Genomic DNA, 19,075 nt, shown 5'->3' with positions numbered 1-19,075 from the left:
TCGACGTGGGCGAAACCGGCCAGACGGAAGGCGGCTACGCGAAGGCGCTGACGGATGAGCAGCTCAAACTCCAACGCGAAGGCATGACGCGAGTCTGCGCCGATTCGGATGTGGTGATCACGACCGCGCAGGTGTTTGGCCGGCGCGCTCCGATCCTGCTTACGAGTGACATGCTGGATGCGATGAAGCCGGGCAGCGTGGTGGTGGATCTCGCCGTCGAAAGCGGCGGCAATGTGGAAGGCGTGGTGGCGGATCAAATCACGGACCGCAAAGGCGTGAAGATCGTCGGAACCTCCAGCCTGCCGGGGACCGTGCCGGTGCATGCGAGCCAGATGTTCTCCTCGAACGTCGTCGCGTTGCTGAGCGAGTTCTGGGACAAGGAAACGAAGTCGCTCAAACTGAACCTGGAGGATGACATCCTGAAAAGCTGCCTCGTCACGCACGGCGGCAAAATCATGAACGAAAAGCTCGCCGCCACCTGATCTGCCATGACCGCCGAAATGCTCATCTTCTTCATCTTTGTGCTGTCGATTTTCCTCGGCTTCGAACTCATTTCCAAAGTGCCGTCGATGCTGCATACGCCGCTGATGTCCGGCACGAACGCGATCCACGGCATCATCCTGCTCGGCGGCATGCTCGCGCTGGCGGCGGCGGACGGTTTCATTCAGCACGCGGCCGGTTTCGTGGCCGTGGTGCTCGGTTCGGCGAACGTGTTCGGCGGATTCATGGTCACCGATCGCATGCTGCAGATGTTCAAGCGCAAGAAGTGAGGAAACCGCCGCCATGATCATCTCGCTCGCCTTTCTAATCGTCTCCGTGCTGTTCATCACCGGCATCAAGCTGCTCGCGTCTCCCAAGACCGCGCGCCGCGGCAATCTCATCGCCGGCGTGGGCATGTTGATCGCGTTGTTCGCCGTGCTGCCGCTGCTGCATGATTCGCATGGCAACGCCGTGTCCTTGGGAAAATGGTTCCTGCTCATCACCGGCATCCTGCTCGGCCTGATCGTCGGCGCGGCGGGCGCCTACAAGGTGAAGATGACCGCGATGCCGCAAATGGTGGCGTTGTTCAACGGCGCAGGTGGTGGTGCCGCCGCACTGGTGGCGGCGATCGAGTTTGCGCATGTCACGCGTGATTCGAGCCTGACCTTTGTCGTTTCGATGCTGTGCGCTGCGATCATTGGCGCGGTGTCGTTGTCCGGCAGCATCATCGCCTACTTGAAACTGGAAGGCCACTTCGACAAACCGGTGACCTATCCTGCGCAGCAGGCGATCAACTGCGTGCTTTTCCTCGCGAGCGTGCTGCTCGCCGTCGTGATGGCCGCCGGATCACACAGCATGGTGCTCATGCTGCTGTTTCTCGCGCTCGCGCTTGCTCTCGGCGTTCTCATGGTGATGCCCATCGGCGGCGCGGACATGCCGGTGGTCATTTCATTGCTCAATTCGTTCACCGGGCTCGCCGTGGCGGCGGACGGCTTTGCCATCAACAACATCGCCATGATCATCGCCGGCACGCTGGTCGGCTCCTCCGGCACGATCCTCACGCTCGCGATGTGCCAGGCGATGAACCGGCCTGTGACGAATGTGTTGTTCAGCGCCTTCGGCAAAGTCGATGCCGCGGCCGCCAGCGCGGATGTCGCCACCGGCAGTGTGAAGCCGGTGCAGGCCGACGAAGCCGCTCTGCTGCTCGGCATGGCGGCGCGTGTCGTCATCGTGCCCGGCTATGGTCTCGCCGTGGCACAGGCGCAGCATCAGGTGCGGCAGTTGTCCGATGAACTCGCGAAGAAGGGCGTCGAAGTCAGTTTTGCCATCCACCCAGTCGCCGGACGCATGCCCGGTCACATGAACGTTCTGCTCGCCGAGGCCGACGTTTCCTACGACCAGCTCATTGAAATGGACGAGATCAATCCCGAGATGGACCGCGTCGATGTGTGTCTCGTCATCGGCGCGAACGACGTGGTGAACCCCGCAGCACGCGAAGACAAAAGCAGTCCGATCTACGGCATGCCGATCATCGAGGCGGAAAAAGCTGGCACCGTGATCGTGATGAAGCGCAGTATGGGCAAGGGCTTCGCCGGCATCGAAAACGCCCTCTTCCTCCGCGACAACTGCCGCATGCTCTTCGGCGATGCCAAGGCATCGCTGCAGGAACTGGTGACGCTCGTGAAAGCAGGTTGATGAGCTAGAGCCGCTCTGCAGCCTCCGTATTGGCTCGCAGATGTCCTCTCCAGATCACGGCTGTTCCGGCCACGGTGATGCTCACGCGTTCACGTTCATGAATCCGCGCGTGCGTGATGGCGTGGTCGTGCATGGACGACGTTCGGTGTTGAAAACAAGCCTCGCAGGTCTCGGCGCGCTCAGTTTGCCCGGGTTGATGAAACTGCGTGCGGAAGGAATAGCCACGAAGAGCAACAAATCGGTCATCCTGCTCTGGATGACTGGCGGTCCCTCGCACATCGACACCTGGGATCCGAAACCCGACCGCCCGATCGAAAACCGCGGACCGTTCAAGACGATCCCAACCAAGCTGCCCGGCGTGCGCATTTGCGAGTTCCTGCCGAAGCAGGCGGCGATGCTCGACCAGTTCACGATCATCCGCTCCGTCGACTGCCGCTTCAGCAATCACGAGCCGAACATGGTCATGCAGACGGCAAATCTAGCCGCGGCACCACGCGTGAACCCACGTGGCCGCTTGTGTCCGGCTTTCGGATCGGTGATCGCCAAACATCACGGCCCCAATCACCCGGGCATGCCGCCCTACGTCGTGCTGAACATGAAATCGCGCTCGCACGTCGCGTGGGGTGGTTACCTCGGGACGCAGTTTGATCCTTTCGACGGCAACAACGCCACCAAACTTTTCCAACTGCCCGCCGGCCTCAGCATGGACCGCCTGCATGCACGCCAGACGCTGAGCAAACAGATGGACGGACTGCGCGCTGAACTCGATGCCAACGGCATGATGAGCGCGATGGACAGCTTCGGCCAGAAAGCCTTCGACATCGTCGCCGGCGGCCGTGCGCAGGAGGCCTTCGATCTGGAGAAGGAGCCGAAACAGGTGCGCGACCGTTATGGAGATCACGATTGGGCCAAGCAGGCCCTGCTCGCACGTCGTCTTGTCGAACGCGGCTCGTCTTTCGTGACTATCGACCTCAGCAATCACGGCGCGTCCGGCACCTGGGATAATCACGGCGACAACATTCCGCCCTACGGCGGCATCTGGAACGGCCTGCGTCCGCTGCTGCCTGTGTTTGATCACGTCATCACCACGCTCATCAGCGATCTGCGCGAGCGCGGCATGCTGGATGACACGCTCGTCATTGCCATGGGCGAATTCGGCCGCACGCCGAACCTTGGCACACAAGGCAGCACCGACGGCCGCAATCATTGGCCCGTCGTCATGAGCATGTGCATGGCCGGCGGCAGCTTCCGTCACGGGCAGGTCATCGGTTCATCCACCAAGGACGGCGCCGAGATCGACGAACGTCCCGTCACACCCTCCGACCTCGCCGCAACGATCTACCATCACATGGGCGTGCCGCTGGACACCACCTATGCCGATCATCAGGGCCGCCCGATCTTCATCGTGGACGGCGGCAAGCCGATCACGGAGATGATCTAATCCGGGGGGGGCTTTTAGGCAACCGGGGCAGGGGAGCGAGGTCGTGTGACGTTTTTGAGGGTGAAAAACTGCTTGCCGCAGGAGGGGATGCCGGTAACATCGCACCCCCTTTCGCCGGGCCACGTTGGTCAGGTCAAAGGGTCAACCCTAAGCCCGATCAACCGGATCAGCCCTTGAGGCTGAGCGTTTTGCCCCCAAAGCGTGCGGAAGACAGGCACCCTCATCCAAATACATGTCAACACAGATCCTCGCCGAACTCGTCGAAGCCGGAGTCCATTTCGGACATCAAACCAAGCGCTGGAACCCCAAGATGAAGAGCTTCATCATGGGCACCAAAAACCAGATTCACATCCTCAACATCGAGGAAACCGTCAAACAGATCGACACGGCGGCTGATTTCTTGGCCGATCTTGCCAGCAAGGGCAAAAAGATCCTCTTCGTCGGCTGCAAGCGCCAGGCCCAGGAGGCCATCAAGCAGGCGGCTGAAGCCTGTGGTCAGTTCTACGTCAATCATCGCTGGCTGGGCGGCACGCTCACCAACATGGAAACCATCAAGAAGAGCATCGCCCGCCTCAATTACCTCGAGGACATTGAGAGCAAGCCTGAGTTCAAGCTCATGTCCAAGAAGGAGCTGGCCAGCCTCAATCGCGAGCGCATCAAACTGGAGCGCAACCTCCGCGGCATCCGTCACATGGGCAAAATCCCTGACGCAGTGGTCATTGTTGACTCCGCCCGCGAGCACATCGCCGTCCATGAGTCCCGCCGTCTTAACATCCCGATCGTGGCCCTCGTGGACACGAACGCCGACCCGAACATCATCGACTACCCAATCGCTGCCAACGACGACGCCATTCGCTCCATCCGCATCATCCTGCAGAAGCTGATCGACCCCGTCATCGTCGCCACCGCTGAAGCCAAGAAGTAATCCCTCACCCCCTTTATCCCAACCATGGCTGAAATTACCGCTAAACTCGTCATGACCCTGCGTGAGAAGACCAACGCAGGCATGATGGAATGCAAAGGCGCCCTCAAGGAAGCTGACGGCGACCTCGAAAAGGCAGAAACCATCCTCCGCAAAAAAGGCACCATCAAGGCTGAGAAGAAGGCCGACCGCCAGACGAAGGAAGGCATCATCGCCTCCTACATTCACATGGCCGGCCGCATCGGCGTGCTCATCGAAGTGAACTGCGAGACCGACTTCGTCGCCCGCAACGAAAACTTCCAAGCTCTCGTGAAGGACATCTCCCTCCACATCGCCGCCTCGAACCCCCGCTTCCTCCAGCGCGAAGACATCCCCGCGGATCTCGTCGCCAAAGAGCGCGAAATCGGCGCCGAACTGGTCAAGGGCAAGCCTGCGAACATCGTGGACAAGATTGTGGACGGCAAAATGGAGAAATTCTATGCCGAGAACTGCCTTCTGGAGCAGGCCTTCATCAAGGATCCCGACCTCACCATCGCAAATCTGATCAAAGGCAAGATCACCGAGCTGGGCGAGAACCTCGTCGTGCGTCGCTTCGTGCGCTACGCCGTGGGCGAGGACCTCCAAGCCTAGGCGTCAAAGTTTAAAACCCTTACGAAGAGGCGGTCGGCAACGACCGCCTTTTTCATGGGCGAGGCTGACCATCGGGGGCTTTGAATGTCATTCGATGGGGTAACGGCTTGATATTTAGCTTTGCTAAAATACCTAAATCATGCCAAATTTCCGTAATTGGCATATTTGCTATGAGTGATTGTCTCATTCTTAGCGTCACCTGCCTGCGTCCCGTGCGCACCCCAATCCCATCGTGTTGCGATGGTGCCTGAATAAAGGGGCACCAAGGGCGGCAGCTTGGCGGTTTTGGCCCCGCCCGAAAAGCCTGAACTTTTGGTTTCATCCTCGCCAGAATCTTCCATTCTACCCGCCCGCTTTTTCGCCCCATTTTATCGTGAGCCATTCGCATCCCACTGACGACCTTCGCGTCGCTGAAATCCTTCCTCTCATTCAGCCCGCCCTGCTCATGCATGAGTTTGGGCTCGGGGAGTTGGAATCCGCATTTATCGAAGACTCTCGCAAACGCGCCGAAGCGATCCTGACTCTGAAGGACGACCGCTTGCTGGTTGTTGTCGGCCCCTGCTCCATTCATGACCCCAAGTCGGCGCTCGAATATGCCCTGCACATCGCCGAGGCGCGTCAGAAGCACGGTGCGGATCTGGAGATCGTCATGCGTGTCTATTTTGAAAAGCCGCGAACCACGGTCGGCTGGAAGGGCTTTATCAATGATCCTCACCTCGACGGCAGCTTCGACATCAACGGCGGCCTGCGCGGCGCCCGCGATCTGCTCATCAAGCTCACCAAACGGGGAGTGCCCGCTGGAACCGAGTTTCTCGATGTCATCACGCCGCAGTACATCGCTGATGTTGTGTCCTGGGGCGCCATCGGTGCTCGCACGACCGAAAGCCAGGTGCATCGCCAGCTCGCGTCCGGTTTGTCCATGCCTGTGGGTTTCAAAAACGGCACCGACGGCGGCATTCAGGTCGCGCTTGATGCCATCGAAGCAGCGAAGGGTCAGCACTGCTTCCTCTCGGTCACCAAAGACGGCGTCGCCGCCATTGTGAACACGAAGGGCAACAACGCCTGCCATGTTATCCTGCGCGGCGGCAAGGGCGGCACGAACTTTGATGCGGCATCCATCCAGACCGTCACCGATCAACTCACCGCCCGTGGTCTTCCTCCCAGCGTCATGGTTGACTGCAGCCATGGCAACAGCCTGAAGGACTATCGCAAGCAGCCCATCGCTTCCACCTCCGTCGCCGAGCAGATCGCCGCAGGCAGCAGAGCGATCACCGGTGTGATGATCGAAAGCCATCTCGTCGAAGGCCGCCAGGATACCAAACCCGGCCAGCCGCTCACCTACGGCCAGAGCATCACCGACGCCTGCGTTTCTTGGGAGACGACGGCCGTCATGCTGGACGAACTCGCCGCCGCCGTCCGCAATCGCCGCCGCTGCAAATGACCTTCACCCGCGATCATCTCCAGCGTCTTGCGCAGGGCCGCATCCTCGTGGTGGGAGATGTCATGCTCGATCACTTCATCTGGGGCCATGTCCGGCGCATTTCACCCGAGGCTCCGGTGCCCATCGTCGAAGTGACCAAGGAGGAGTTTTATCCAGGTGGCGCGGCGAACGTGGCGCGTAACATCTCGCCGTTCTCCCCTCACACGCATCTCATGGGCCGCGTTGGCAAGGACATGGCGGCTGACAAACTCCGTGCGCTCCTGATCGAGGACCAGGTCGATCCGAACCCGCTGCTTGTTCACGAAACGCTTCCCACGATCTCGAAAGCCCGCGTGGTCGCACGCCAGCAGCAGATCGTCCGCGTGGATCGTGAGAAGCTTCTGCCGCAGAGTGATGCTGAACTCGCGGAAGTGGAACAGCGCCTGCGTCAGCTCGCTCCGGAACTCGACGCCATCATTCTCGAGGACTACGGTAAGGGGTTCATCACCGAGAAGCTCATGCAGTTGGTGTCGAAGGTTGCCGCTGAGCACAAACTCATCGTCACTGTCGATCCTTCGCCACGCAATCCTCTGCCATGGGCCGGTGTTTCGCTCGTGAAACCCAATCGCCTTGAAGCTTTTGCCGCCGCCGGACTCGAGGATCATCTGCTGCCCGAAGCTCCGCTTGAGAACAGCGAACTGCTCGAAGTCGGCCGGGTGCTCCTCTCTAAATGGAACGTCGCCAGTGTGCTCGTCACTCTCGGTGAGCAGGGCATGATGCTGTTTGAGCGGGACCAGGCTCCGCATCACATTCCCACGCGCGCGAGGGAAGTCTTCGACGTGTCCGGTGCCGGTGATACCGCCATCGCGCTGCTTACCCTCGCTCTCGCGGCCGGGTTTTCCCTGGAAGACGCCGCGGAGATCTCCAACCACGCCAGCGGCATCGTCGTTGGCAAGCTCGGCACCGCCACCCTGACGCCCGACGAGCTTCTCGCCGCCTTCAACTGACATGAGCAACGACTTCTCCACTCTTTTCAAAACGCATCTGAGCGAGCACCAGGACGCCATCGCCAAACTCAGCGCGATGCACGATCAAATCGCCCCGCTCGCCGATGCGTGGCTCACCGCGCTGCGGACCGGCAAAAAGATCATCTTCTTCGGCAACGGTGGAAGTGCCGCCGACGCGCAGCATCTCGCCGCCGAACTCGTCGTTCGTTACCGCATCAATCGTCCGGCGCTGGCCGGCATCGCCTTGACGACGGACACCTCGATTATCACCGCGCACAGCAACGACTTTGGTTTTGAGACGCTCTTCTCGCGTCAGATCGAAGCCCTCGCGCAGCCCGGCGATGTCGCGATTGGCATCTCGACCAGCGGCACGAGCAAAAACGTCCTTCTCGGCCTTCAGGCCGCCAATGCACGAGGCTGTGTCACCATCGCTTTCACGGGTGAAAAAGGCGCAGATTGCGCCTCAGAGGCGAAGCTGGCCTTTAAAGCGCCTTCCGCAATCACTGCTCGTGTACAGGAGTGCCATCTCCTCATCGGCCACCTCCTCTGCGACGTGGCCGAACAAAGCTTCGCGGCAGCTTAGCGTCCGCCTCTCGCGTCCTTTATGGTCGCAGGTAGTTACATCCTCAAAACGCTCTCGCTCGCGACCATGCTGCGGGTGGCACGCCTCTTGTTGAGCTTTGCGCTTACCTGTGCGCTGGCGCGTTATCTAGGTGGCAGTGGTTTCGGTCAGATCGCCGTCGCCATGGCGGTGATCTCGATTCTCTTGAGCATCGGCGAGTTGGGGTTCGCGCGCTACACTGTGCGGGAACTCATGAAGCCGGACAGCGATCAAGCCGCTGTCCTCGGAACTACGATCACTGCGCGTCTGTTTGTGTCCATTGTGCTGTTTACCGGTCTTCTGGTCTGGATCGGCTGGCGCAAGCCTGAAGGCGCCGTGCTCCTCGCGGTGTATGGGACACAACTTCTCACCAATCCCGCCACGGAGACGCTCGCGTGGTTGGAAGCACACGGCCGAGTCTCACAGTCCATCATCGCGCAGTTTGTCGGTTTCATCGTCAGCGCGGTCTGCATCGCTCTTGGGATTCTGAATCACGCACCGCTTTGGTTCTTTGCTTTGACTTATGCACTAGAAGGATGGGTCTTCATATCTCTCAGCGCATTTGTCTTCCATCGTAACGGTGGCCGCATCAAACTGCGTTCGTTTCAGGTTTCACGTGCCATGGCGCTGGTGGGTCGTTCTTGGCCCGAACTCGCTTCGCAGGCGGCCCTTATCCTGCTTTTCCGTCTCGATACGATGATGATCGAATGGCTGCAGGGCGCGCAGGAGGCCGGAGTCTATGGCGCGGCCGTCCGTGTCTCCGAGATGGCCTACTTTGTCCCGGGCATTCTTGCCACCCTGTTTCTCCCGCGCTTGATGCAGGCCCGTCAGAGCAGTTCCGCGCTTTTTGAGCGAAGCGTTGTCGATTATTTCTCTGCTTCCGGCGTGCTCGCGTTTGGGGTGGCCGCCGGTCTGCTGATTCTATCGCCATGGATGGCCTATGCGTTTGGCGATGAATTCACCCGAAGTTCCGGCATGCTCCGGGTTCATGCCTGGGCCTTCATCCCGTATGCCGTTGGCATCGCACGAACGCAGGTTCTCACAGTCGAAGACAAACTGGCCGAGAATCTGTCCTCCGTCGTTGTTGCCCTCGCGGTAAACGTCTGGCTGAACCTGCAATGGATTCCCGCTTATGGCGGCGTTGGCGCAGCATGGGCCACCCTGGTGTCTTACACCGTCGCGTGGATTGGGTGGACCTATCTCTCACCGTGGCTGCGTTCGAACGTCGCCGGTCTCATGACGCGTGCGTTCGTGGGGCTGCCAGGATTCACACTGCTGCGTGTGCGCTCTTTGATTCACTCCTGATTTTCGATGCAAAGCAGGGCCTTCATCATCTTCCTCGGCGGTATCGGCGCTGTCTATGTCATGCTGTCCGTGCTGCTCGCTGGTGGCAACTCGATCGGTGCTCTGTCTCAGTTTCTGGCTCTCGGTTCCTTCATCCTGGCCGTGGTGCAGCCGCGTCTTGCGCTTTACATCATGGTCGTCTACGCCGGCTACAGCGATCTGTTGAAGCGCATGATGGTCTTCGACGGTCATGTGACCATGAACGACGTCATGTGGGTGCGCGCCCTGTGCCCGCTCACGCTCGCCGGCATCTGCGTCGGCACGCTGGTTCGCTCGCTGCATGATGGCAGTTTGTATCAGAGGCGCAGGCTTGTTTCGCTGCTCGTGTGCATTCTCGGCTTCATTGTCTCGGCCGTTTCGGCCCTGCGCAGCGGGGGCGGCTTCAATGCGGCCGCCACGCAGATCGCCGATGGCGCGGCCTACATGTTTCTGCTCTTCGTCGTGCCCTGCATCTTCCGAACGCCGGATCAGATCATCGCCTTCATCAAGTACAGCCTCATCGTCTTCATCCCGGTCGCGTTGTACGGTCTCAAGCAGCAGATCTTCGGTCTGAGCGATTTCGAAATCGAGTACCTGCAGTCGGGTCTCACGGTTCTCTCCAAGCATCTCGATGATGTCCGGCCGCGTCCGTTTTCAACGTTGGTGGACAGTTCTCCCTTTGGCACCAGCTGTGCGGTCTGCGCCTGCCTTGCACTCATGGTGCGCCGCCATCATCGCGACACCGGCTCCAGGACCTGGGGCAGGATGAGCGGCATGCTGTTTGTGCTCTTCGTCGCCGGCTGCGTCGCCAGCATGACGCGATTCGCGAACATCAACTGGGCGCTTCCGCTTCTGCTGCTTCCGGTGCTTCGCAGTGCTCGTGGAACCGCGACTCTCTACGCATTCATGGCCGCGCTGTTTTTCTCAGCCTGCATTTTTGCGCAGGAACTGATCAACGGCGTCACCAAACTCACACTCTGGGCTCTGGAGAACTTCGGTGGCACGGCCATTGGTGAACAGTTCGCGCGTTTCTGGACCATCTGTGACCGTCTTGAGGGCATGTACGACCTGGCGCACAACCCCCTCATGTGGACGATGTTTGGTTACGGCACGAAAGGCGCCGCTGACATGCACGAAGCACACATGGTGGCCAGCCATGATCTGATTTCAAACCTGCTGCTCGAGATTGGCTGGCTGCCTCTCAGCTTGCTTCTCGTCGTCGCTGCTCTCGCGCTGCATTCCTTCCATCGTAGCGTGCTCGGACTGCGCGGTACTCCCGTCTTCAGCATCTGCCTGTGGATGGTCGGCATCGTGTTCGGCCTGCTCGTTCATAACATCTTTGCGGGAAACGTCACCTCGACCTTCCCGGTGAATTTCTTCTGCTGGTTCATCGCAGGTGCGTTGAACGCCTGCATCATTCATCAGGAAAGTCTGAGGGCGAAACAACCGCTGCCCATGCAGCCGGTGCCTCGTCCGTTCCACGCACCTCATCCGGCCTTCGCACGGGCTGAAAGCATGCCGTTCAACCGGACCCTGCCCTATGGCTGATCAGTCCCAGTTCGTCGTTGTCGCTCCCTACGCCCTGCGTGACTGGGGTGGCAGACCGCGTCGCTATCTCGACCCGGCGCCGCTGCCGTTTCGTGCCAGGGCGCTCGTGGGTGCGTGGTTCGACAATGACGAGCAGCTCGAACGCGACTACCACCGCAGCCAACGTGGCACTGTTCGTCGCATCGCGGATGCGTTCCTGCTCATCGCGCAAAACTACGCCACGCTGCGTCGTGCCCGGATGATCTACTGCCTCGACGGCATGCACTATGCCATCTTGCTCGCGCTTTCACGTGCACGGTTGTTCAACGCCGATGGCAAAATCATACGCCGTCCAGCCTTTCATGACACCGCGTGGCAGAGGCTTGCCCCACGCCTTCGAGGCGCCTCTCCGGCCTTCCAGGTTGAATGCATCACACACGAACAGTTCGTCTCGGCCTCGCAGGCTCTCGGTGCGCATCGCGTCGTCTCACGCCCGTGGAAGATCGACACGGGCTGGTTTCAACCCGCGTATGACGTGCCGAAGACTCGCGCCCTGATGCCCGGCAACATCAGCCGTGATGAATCCATCGTGCCGCTGCTGCTGCACCAGGGGATTTCCATCACCCGCGTCGCACGCCTGGCGCATCTGGAACAGCACTACGCCCTCGAAATCGCCGATCCGCGCTTTGAGCTCATCACCAACGCGTCCCATCGCGAATACCTCGAGCTCCTGCTGGCCGCACCCGCCGTCCTGCTGCCCATCGTTCCATGCGACGGCTCTGCTGGGCTCACTGCCGCGATGGAAGCCATCGCCGCAGGCGTCCCTGTGATTGCCAATCGAACCATGGGCCTCGCGGAACTCTTTGCCGAATGCGAGTACCCGGTGCCAATGCTCAACAACCTCGATCCGGAAGCCTGGGCGCAGGCCTATCGTCAGATCGAGGCCGAGCACGACTCCCCCGACTTCCTTTTGGCGCTCGAAAACTCCCGGCATCTTCTGGTGAAGCACCATCGCATCCTTCCCATGGGTGACGACTGGTCAAACATCTTTGCCGCTGCCTGTGCTGCGGAATCCGCCGCCTGCGAACACGCCATGGGCGAAGCTTCGCCTGCCACATGAAGCCGCGTCTGCTGCTCGTCAGTCATGCCTGCGCCGCAATCGAGAATCGCAAGAAGGTCCAGGCCCTCACCGCGCACTTCGATCTCGTCTGTGTCACTTCCACCATCGAGCAGCGCATTGTCCTTGGTCGGCCGTCTTCCGACTTCGACAACGACAGCGATGAGCCGACGCGCAACTACCAGCTCATTCGCCTCCCTCGTCATGGAAGCAGCGACACCACTTTTCGTTACGCTGGGCTCGCGAACGTCATGCGTTCGCGCCGCTTCGATGTCGTTCTGGTCGAAAACGAACCCTGGGCCGTCATCTGTTGGCAGGCCCGCCTTTGGAAGACCCTGTGGCAGCGCGACGCTCTCTTCGGCGAGTTCACCTGGGAAAACGTCGAGCGTCCAAGTTGGAAAGGCCTCATCCTCGCCGCAATCTATCGCGCCATGACGCTGACGACTGATTTCATCATCGCCGGCAACCAGGTCGCTGCACAGCTCGTGCAAAAGCGTGGTGCTCGAAAAGAAAACGTTTTTGTGGCTCCACAATTCGGCGTCGATCTCGCCAATCACCAGCCCGCATCACCCGCTGAACGCAAACAACTCCGCGAAGCTCAAAATCTCCCCGCGGATGCCTTCATCGTCGGCTACTGCGGACGTTTGACGGACGAAAAAGGTCTCAAAGAACTGCTGCAGGCCTGCGACGAATTGCAAAACGTCCATCTCGCCATTCTCGGCTCGGGCAAACTCGAATCCTGGCTCAAAGAGCAGCAGCAAACGCGTCCCTGGCTTCATCTGCTGCCGCCTCGCCCGCATTTCGAGATTCCCTCCTTCCTGCGCTGCCTCGATGTGTTCGTTCTCGCCAGCAAGCCCGTGCGAAGCATGAAACTCTGCTGGGAAGAGCAGTTTGGTCATGTGCTCATCGAAGCCATGGCCTGCGGCGTCGCTACACTCGGCTCCAGCAGTGGCGCGATCCCCGAAGTGATCGGTCATGACGAAGCCATCTTCCCTCATGGAGATGCCAAAACACTCGCTGATCGCATTCGAAGCGTGATGAACGGCTCCACGCTCGCTCACACCGAGCTCGAACGCACTCGCACGCTCTACACGCATGACGCCGTCGCCGCGTCGTGGGCGCGATTCATCAAGCAGCAACTCGCCGCATGAGCACCTACCGCGACATTCTCTATCGCGACTACTCCGCCTCTTTCGCGGGGCAGAAAACGCTCGATGCCGGCGTGCAGCACGCTCAATACGAAGCGACCTACGACCACCTGCCGACCAATCGCAATGTCGGCATCGTTGATCTCGGCTGTGGCAAAGGCGAATGGCTCTCGTGGATGGCATCCAAAGGTTACTCGAAGCTCACTGGAGTCGATCTCTCGCCATCCGATCTCGCCATCGCCCGTCAAAACAATCCCGATCGAATCTGGGAGGAACAAAACGTCATCACATATCTTGAGTCTCAGTCAGGCTCGTTCGATCTGCTGCACGCGAAGGACATCATCGAGCACTTCACCAAGGACGAATTCATCCAGTTCCTTCTCGCCGCCAAAAAAGCGCTCAAACCCGGCGGCGAGTTGTGGTTGCTCACCTTCAATGCGCAAAGTCCGCTCTCATCTGCCATCCGCTATGGCGACTTCACCCACGAGATCGGTCTCACGCCCGCCAGCATGGCCCAATGCCTCCGCGCCTGCGGTTTCAGCCACATCTCCGTTCAAGGTCGTCATTACTGCTCCACTTCCGCCAGCGGTCAGACGCGTCGCATCCTCGGTGAGATCGTCTTTGGATTGGCCCGGCTGCTTTTGAAGATCCGCCATGGCGATGCACCCAAGGAACGCGGCATCGACCTGCACTGCACGCAGCCCGATCTGTTCACGATGGCCTGCAAAGTTTAATCACCTGCTCATGCACCGCATCGACGCTCCAGCGATTCAGGCAGGCCATCGGAGCCTGCATGTTCTGACAACGGTTCACGGGCCGAGTCGGCAAATCGCAGGGCTGGCAGCTCAACCGTGGTTCACGCAGCAGTTCAAATCGCTCCCGATGCCAGGCCGGGTCCCAGCGTGGCGAGGATGGTCCGATCAAAATGACACCCGGCGTGCCGCAGCCCGAGGCGATGTGCATCGGGCCCGAATTGTTACCAACAAACACCTTTGCTCCAGCGATCGCGCGCACCAGTTCGTCGAGAGTGTCTGTCTTCACCCGTTCCACGGCATCGCTCAGCCCGGTTTCTCCGCCTTGATCAATCCAGCGCACCTTATGCGTCGCTGCGAGGCGATTTGCCAGTTCGACGAAGTTCTTCATCGGCCAGCGCTGATACTCACGGCTCGCACCCGCATGAATCACGATTGCGCCCGATTCGTCGCTGCCGAACGCGCTCAAATCCGGCGCCGGCATTTCTCCCGACAACTCGAAGTGCGTCATCGCCGTGGTCCAATTGTGATCGGCTACAGACATGTTCTCGCTGACTGCGACACGATACGGAATAAGGAAATTCAGCTTCACGTGCGGCGTCTGCGGACCCACGCAGCGCTTCGCTCCGCTCAAACGAGCCAGCAAGTGGGCGACATTGCCCTGATCATCGCCAAGCAGGCAGGCGTCCGGTTTCAAGCCACGAAGCCGGGCCGCCATGGGCATCAAGCTCCACGGCTGTCGCCACGCGCCATTGAACACGGCCGTTTCAAACACGATCAACTCCGCCTGCGGGCAGCAGACTTCATACAAACGCGCGGCCACCGGACTCGTCAGCACCACAATGCGCCAGTCCGGATGCCCCGCGACGAGCGACTGCACCACGGGCAGGTAAACGACGTTGTCGCCGAGTTGGTTCACTTTGAAGACGAGCAGCGTCATGCTGGCAAATCCTACCATCACGCGTGACGGGCACGCAACGACTACTCTCATGAGCGCGGCTCCAAAATGCCCCGCCTGTGATGCCTCCGCTGTCGCCGAGGTTGGCCGGGCTGGCGTCTGTGATCTCTGGCGCTGCTCCTGCGGTTTCGTCTTTGCAGACCGTGCGACCTGGCGCGACCCGTATTCGAACCGGGACTACTACGATCCGGCTAATCAACCTGCTGAGGAATATCCTCTGCGCATTACCACCACCGAGCGCGACCGCATCGCCAGCGTACGCCGCTTCGTTCAAAGCGGTCGCCTCCTCGATTTCGGTGGCGGCATTGGCAAAACCGCACTGGCTGGGCATGCAGCCGGTTTTTCAGCGATCGTCCTCGAAGACAGCCACAAGGCGGTGAGCGATGGCAAAGCCCATCATCCTGAGATCGAGTGGCTCGAAGGTAAAACCATCCCGGACAGCATCGAAGACAGCAGTCTGGACGTGATCACCCTCTTTCATGTGCTGGAGCACCTGCCAGATCCGAGAGCTGCTCTGAGTCAGCTGCACCGCAAGCTGCGCCCGGGTGGCCTGTTGGTTGTCGAAGTGCCGAATTGGGGCAGTCACATGCGGTGGCTGCACGGATTGCGCTGGCAGTTTGTGCTCGATCACCACCTGAATCACTTCACCGCGGCCAGCCTGACCTCGCTCGTTGAAAAGGCCGGTTTCAGCCGTTGCGCAGTCGAGTTCCGCCGCACCTTCGCCATCAATGAGGCGCAGATGTGGAAGGAGCCGCTGAAGAAGTTGCTCTGCTTCCTCGGCTTCGGCGACATCCTGCGCTGCGCCTTCCGCAAATCCGCTGCATGAATCGAAAATCGCTCATTGCCTGGGGCATCCTCGCCATCAGCCTCGTGCTGCTGATGGCGGTGCAGCCCTATGCGGCGGGTTACGGCCACTTCCGCCGGACGATTCTCAACGAACTGCTGATGCGGTGGAAAGATGCGACGTGGCAGCATGGTGCTCTGCTTCCGTTCATTGTCGGTTACTTGATCTGGCGTCGCCGAAGCGAAGTCGCACAACTCCCCGAGTCTTCCAACCGCTGGGGATTGGCCCTCATCGTCTTCGCTTTGTTCCTCTACTTCGCTGGATTCCGCGCCAACAATTTCTACTGCGGCTATCTCGCCATCATGACCTTGCTGGCTGGTGCTTCGCTTTGGTTCGAGGGCATGCCGCGCAGCCGGACCCGGTTGTTTGCGTGGCTGATGCTCGGCTTCATGTGGCCGCTGCCGTTTCTCGAGGAGAGCATCGGCTACCAGATGCGTCTCATGATGGTGAAGACGAGCGGCTTTGTACTGAACGCCGTCGGCGTCGATTCGCTCGTGTCCGGCACCGCATTGCAATCGATGCCAAACGTCGAGTTCGGCCGGAAGGCGGGCGACTTGTTCAGCGTGGGCATCGCCGCTCCGTGCTCCGGCATGCGTTCGCTGTTTGCTCTGCTCGTCGTAGGCGCTCTTTTCAGCTACTTCCGCCAGCGTGTCATGTGGCGCAGGCTGGCGTTGTTCAGCACGATCCTTCCCATCGCCATCGTCGCGAACATGGTGCGCATCCTTGTCCTGATCTTCGCAGCCATGATCTTCGGCCAGCAGTGGGCCATCGGCGACGCTGAGAGGGAAGTCTCCGCATTTCACGAAATGACCGGCATCGTGGTTTTCCTGGTCGCTCTGCTTCTGCTGCAGTCGGTTTCGTGGCTGCTGAACCGTCTCTGTGGCGGTCTTGGTTTTCGTCGCAGCCGGATCGTCTCACGACAGGTCGTCTCGTCCGTCACATGATTGTCCGCGCCGTCATCCTTCTCGCACTCTGCGGCATGACCATGCTGCTGTGTCAGTTCTCGCCGCAGCCCAAAGGCGGTGGCGAAGCAGGCGTCGCAGCCGAACTGCCGTTGGTGGCCGGGAGTTTCGTCGGGGAAAACGAACCGGCGAGCGATAAGGAGCGAGCGTTGCTGCCCAGTGACACGATCATCGTCAAGCGTGAGTATCGCACTCCAGGCCGTCCTCTCGACAAGCGCGATCTCGCCCATGCATCGCTTGTGATCGCCGGAAACGACAGTCGCAGCATTCATCGTCCCGAGGTCTGCCTCGACGGCCAGGGCTGGACGATCACCGACTCACGTGTGCGCGAGGTCAAACTGCTCTCCGGCGAGCTTTTGCGCGTGCGCGATCTCGCCATCGAACGCGAAGTGTTGCTCAGTGATGGTTCCAAGCTGCCGCTTCGAGCACACTACGTTTACTGGTTTGTCGGAGCCGATGTCAGCACGCCGAGCAATCTGGAGCGTCAGCTCATCAGCCTGCGCGACAGCGTGCTGCGCAACGTCAACCACCGCTGGGCCTACCCTTCTGTCATGGCGCGCGTGACGGACAACCTCACGCCTCAGCAGAGCGGCGAACGCAGCCGCAATGACGAGGAAACGGTGAAGATGATCCTTTCGCTGATCCGCAGCCTTGCGCCGCACCTGCAGAAGGGCGAGATGCCACATTCATGATCTCCAAGCTGCTCGCTCATCTCATGCCTCTGGGCCGCGTCGCCGTCGCCTATTCCGGTGGCGTGGACAGCACGCTCGTGCTGAAGGCCGCGCTGGATGCGCTTGGAAACGAAAGCGTCGTCGCCTTGCTCGCCGTCTCGCCCAGCCTGCCGCAAAGCGAAAAGGATGAGGCCGTCGCTCTCGCACGTCAGCTTGGCGCTCGTTTGGAACTCCTTCCCACCGAGGAGACGAACGATCCGCAGTATCAGGCGAATGCACCCAACCGCTGCTACTTCTGCAAGGACCACGTCTATCGCGCCCTGAGGCAGTTTGCTGAGGCAAACGGCATCGCACATGTGCTCGATGGCATGAACGCCGAAGACACGCTGGATGTTCGCCCAGGACGCGCTGCGGCGCGTGAGCTGAAAATCCTCAGTCCACTGCACGATCTCGGCTTCAGCAAGAAAGACGTGCGCGAAGCTGCAAAAACACTCGGTCTGCCAAACTGGGACAAACCTGCCGCTGCGTGCCTCGCTTCTCGCGTACCCTACGGCACCAGCGTGACACCCAAGCTGCTCTCGCAGATTGAGCGTGCCGAAGCCGCGCTGTTTGATCTCGGTTTTCGTGAGCTGCGTGTGCGACATCACGGTGACGTCGCACGACTGGAGGTGCCGGAGGCTGATTTGAGTCGTGCTTTACAGCAACGCGAGGAAATCACGAACGCGCTGCGAGGCGTCGGCTACACCTACGTCTCGCTCGATCTCGCCGGCTTGCGTTCCGGCAGCATGAACGAAGTGCTCAAAGCGCGTTCCGCATGAACGAATCAAAGCTCAGCGAACTCCTGACCCAGGTCAGCGAGGGCAAACTGCCGCCTGATCAGGCGCTGGAACGGCTGCGCACGCTGCCGTTTGCCGAGGCGGGGCAGGTGCTTGCTGACACGCATCGCGTGATCCGTCAGGGCTTTCCGGAAGCCGTTTATGCCGAGGGCAAGACGCTCGCACAGACTTCCGACGCGCTCACGGCCCTCGTCGCCGCCCATGGTTGTGCGCTCGCGACACGTGTGAGCACGAACACGGCGGCATTGCTTTTGCAGCGTTTCCCCACCGGCAGCTACGACGGTGTCTCGCGGCTGTATCGCATCGGCCAGATGGAGCGTTCGTCTTCGTCGCCGTCGGTCACCGTCGTTTGTGCTGGAACGTCCGACCTGCCCGTGGCGGAGGAAGCGGCACAGACACTGGAGTTTGCCGGAGTTCGGGTAAACCGGCTCTCTGATGTAGGTGTCGCCGGGTTGCATCGTCTTCTGAACCGGCTCGAAGATTTGCGCAGCGCAGGTCTCATCATCGCTGTCGCAGGGATGGAAGGCGCGCTTCCCAGCGTGCTCGGTGGTCTCGTCGCCGCACCCGTCATCGCCGTGCCCACGAGCGTGGGCTATGGCGCCAATCTGAACGGCATTTCTGCCCTGCTCAGCATGCTCAACTCCTGCGCCAGTGGTCTGACGGTCGTGAACATCGACAACGGCTTTGGTGCCGCGATCGCGGCGATCCGGATGCTCCGTCTGAACGCAGTGGCGTGATGAT

General features: G+C 60.3%; 19 protein-coding genes and 1 pseudogene. 19 read left to right on the top strand and 1 reads right to left on the bottom strand.

Going from position 1 to position 19,075, the window contains the following annotated elements; all coding sequences use genetic code 11:
• The 14 genes and pseudogenes from KDL09_RS16200 to KDL09_RS16135 all read left to right on the top strand — a co-directional run.
• Positions 1–482 (top strand): annotated as a pseudogene (locus KDL09_RS16200) (NAD(P)(+) transhydrogenase (Re/Si-specific) subunit alpha); the annotation flags it as partial.
• 6 nt (positions 483–488) lie between these two features.
• Positions 489–770, top strand: coding sequence for an NAD(P) transhydrogenase subunit alpha (locus KDL09_RS16195; RefSeq protein ID WP_294387293.1), 282 nt, complete (start codon positions 489–491; stop codon positions 768–770).
• Between the two features lie 13 nt (positions 771–783).
• On the top strand, positions 784–2,175 hold the full coding sequence (locus KDL09_RS16190) for an NAD(P)(+) transhydrogenase (Re/Si-specific) subunit beta (RefSeq protein WP_294387291.1): 1,392 nt from the start codon (positions 784–786) through the stop codon (positions 2,173–2,175).
• A gap of 97 nt (positions 2,176–2,272) precedes the next feature.
• Positions 2,273–3,616 carry a DUF1501 domain-containing protein gene (locus KDL09_RS16185; RefSeq protein ID WP_294387290.1) on the top strand — a complete coding sequence of 448 codons (1,344 nt, stop codon included), beginning with the start codon at positions 2,273–2,275 and terminating at the stop codon, positions 3,614–3,616.
• Positions 3,617–3,848: 232 nt separating this feature from the next.
• The gene (gene rpsB / locus KDL09_RS16180) at positions 3,849–4,541 is read left to right on the top strand and encodes a 30S ribosomal protein S2 (RefSeq protein ID WP_294387287.1); all 693 of its coding nucleotides are present in this window, start codon (positions 3,849–3,851) and stop codon (positions 4,539–4,541) included.
• A gap of 24 nt (positions 4,542–4,565) precedes the next feature.
• Complete coding sequence (tsf, locus tag KDL09_RS16175; protein WP_294387285.1) at positions 4,566–5,168, top strand: translation elongation factor Ts; 603 nt, start codon at positions 4,566–4,568, stop codon at positions 5,166–5,168.
• Positions 5,169–5,541: 373 nt separating this feature from the next.
• The gene (locus KDL09_RS16170) at positions 5,542–6,609 is read left to right on the top strand and encodes a 3-deoxy-7-phosphoheptulonate synthase (protein ID WP_294387283.1); all 1,068 of its coding nucleotides are present in this window, start codon (positions 5,542–5,544) and stop codon (positions 6,607–6,609) included.
• Entirely contained in the window at positions 6,606–7,595 is a 990-nt protein-coding gene (locus tag KDL09_RS16165) for a PfkB family carbohydrate kinase (RefSeq protein ID WP_294387280.1), read from the top strand. Before KDL09_RS16170 ends, KDL09_RS16165 begins: the two co-directional genes overlap by 4 nt.
• 1 nt (position 7,596) lies before the next feature.
• Positions 7,597–8,178, top strand: coding sequence for an SIS domain-containing protein (locus KDL09_RS16160; protein WP_294387277.1), 582 nt, complete (start codon positions 7,597–7,599; stop codon positions 8,176–8,178).
• Between the two features lie 21 nt (positions 8,179–8,199).
• Positions 8,200–9,501 (top strand): flippase, encoded by a 1,302-nt coding sequence (locus tag KDL09_RS16155; RefSeq protein ID WP_294387274.1) that lies wholly within the window; start codon positions 8,200–8,202, stop codon positions 9,499–9,501.
• Between the two features lie 6 nt (positions 9,502–9,507).
• Positions 9,508–11,067, top strand: a complete 1,560-nt coding sequence (locus KDL09_RS16150) for a hypothetical protein (RefSeq protein WP_294387271.1) — start codon at positions 9,508–9,510, stop codon at positions 11,065–11,067.
• Positions 11,060–12,166 carry a hypothetical protein gene (locus KDL09_RS16145; RefSeq protein ID WP_294387268.1) on the top strand — a complete coding sequence of 369 codons (1,107 nt, stop codon included), beginning with the start codon at positions 11,060–11,062 and terminating at the stop codon, positions 12,164–12,166. Before KDL09_RS16150 ends, KDL09_RS16145 begins: the two co-directional genes overlap by 8 nt.
• Positions 12,163–13,314: a glycosyltransferase gene (locus KDL09_RS16140; protein ID WP_294387265.1), complete on the top strand. Its 1,152-nt coding sequence runs from the start codon at positions 12,163–12,165 to the stop codon at positions 13,312–13,314. The genes KDL09_RS16145 and KDL09_RS16140 overlap by 4 nt, the downstream gene beginning before the upstream one ends.
• Positions 13,311–14,045, top strand: a complete 735-nt coding sequence (locus KDL09_RS16135; protein ID WP_294387261.1) for a class I SAM-dependent methyltransferase — start codon at positions 13,311–13,313, stop codon at positions 14,043–14,045. Before KDL09_RS16140 ends, KDL09_RS16135 begins: the two co-directional genes overlap by 4 nt.
• Here KDL09_RS16135 and KDL09_RS16130 read toward each other — a convergent pair.
• Positions 14,023–15,054, bottom strand: a complete 1,032-nt coding sequence (locus tag KDL09_RS16130) for a glycosyltransferase family 9 protein (RefSeq protein WP_294387258.1) — start codon at positions 15,052–15,054, stop codon at positions 14,023–14,025. The two genes, KDL09_RS16135 and KDL09_RS16130, sit on opposite strands and share 23 nt — an antisense overlap.
• On the opposite strand from KDL09_RS16130, the gene KDL09_RS16125 reads away from it, so the two are divergent.
• From KDL09_RS16125 to larB, 5 genes are read left to right on the top strand one after another with little or no spacing between them, the layout of a single operon-like run.
• Positions 15,053–15,847: a class I SAM-dependent methyltransferase gene (locus KDL09_RS16125; RefSeq protein ID WP_294387256.1), complete on the top strand. Its 795-nt coding sequence runs from the start codon at positions 15,053–15,055 to the stop codon at positions 15,845–15,847. The two genes, KDL09_RS16130 and KDL09_RS16125, sit on opposite strands and share 2 nt — an antisense overlap.
• Positions 15,844–16,809, top strand: coding sequence for an exosortase/archaeosortase family protein (locus tag KDL09_RS16120; protein ID WP_294387253.1), 966 nt, complete (start codon positions 15,844–15,846; stop codon positions 16,807–16,809). Before KDL09_RS16125 ends, KDL09_RS16120 begins: the two co-directional genes overlap by 4 nt.
• Positions 16,806–17,519 (top strand): exosortase-associated EpsI family protein, encoded by a 714-nt coding sequence (locus KDL09_RS16115; RefSeq protein ID WP_294387250.1) that lies wholly within the window; start codon positions 16,806–16,808, stop codon positions 17,517–17,519. Before KDL09_RS16120 ends, KDL09_RS16115 begins: the two co-directional genes overlap by 4 nt.
• Positions 17,516–18,316 (top strand): ATP-dependent sacrificial sulfur transferase LarE, encoded by an 801-nt coding sequence (gene larE, locus KDL09_RS16110; protein WP_294387247.1) that lies wholly within the window; start codon positions 17,516–17,518, stop codon positions 18,314–18,316. Before KDL09_RS16115 ends, larE begins: the two co-directional genes overlap by 4 nt.
• Entirely contained in the window at positions 18,313–19,071 is a 759-nt protein-coding gene (larB, locus tag KDL09_RS16105; protein ID WP_294387244.1) for a nickel pincer cofactor biosynthesis protein LarB, read from the top strand. The genes larE and larB overlap by 4 nt, the downstream gene beginning before the upstream one ends.
• Positions 19,072–19,075 lie beyond the last annotated feature (4 nt).

The organism is Prosthecobacter sp. (assembly GCF_020439865.1).
Taxonomy (GTDB): domain Bacteria; phylum Verrucomicrobiota; class Verrucomicrobiia; order Verrucomicrobiales; family Verrucomicrobiaceae; genus Prosthecobacter.
This window is presented reverse-complemented; position numbering and strand designations above follow the sequence as displayed.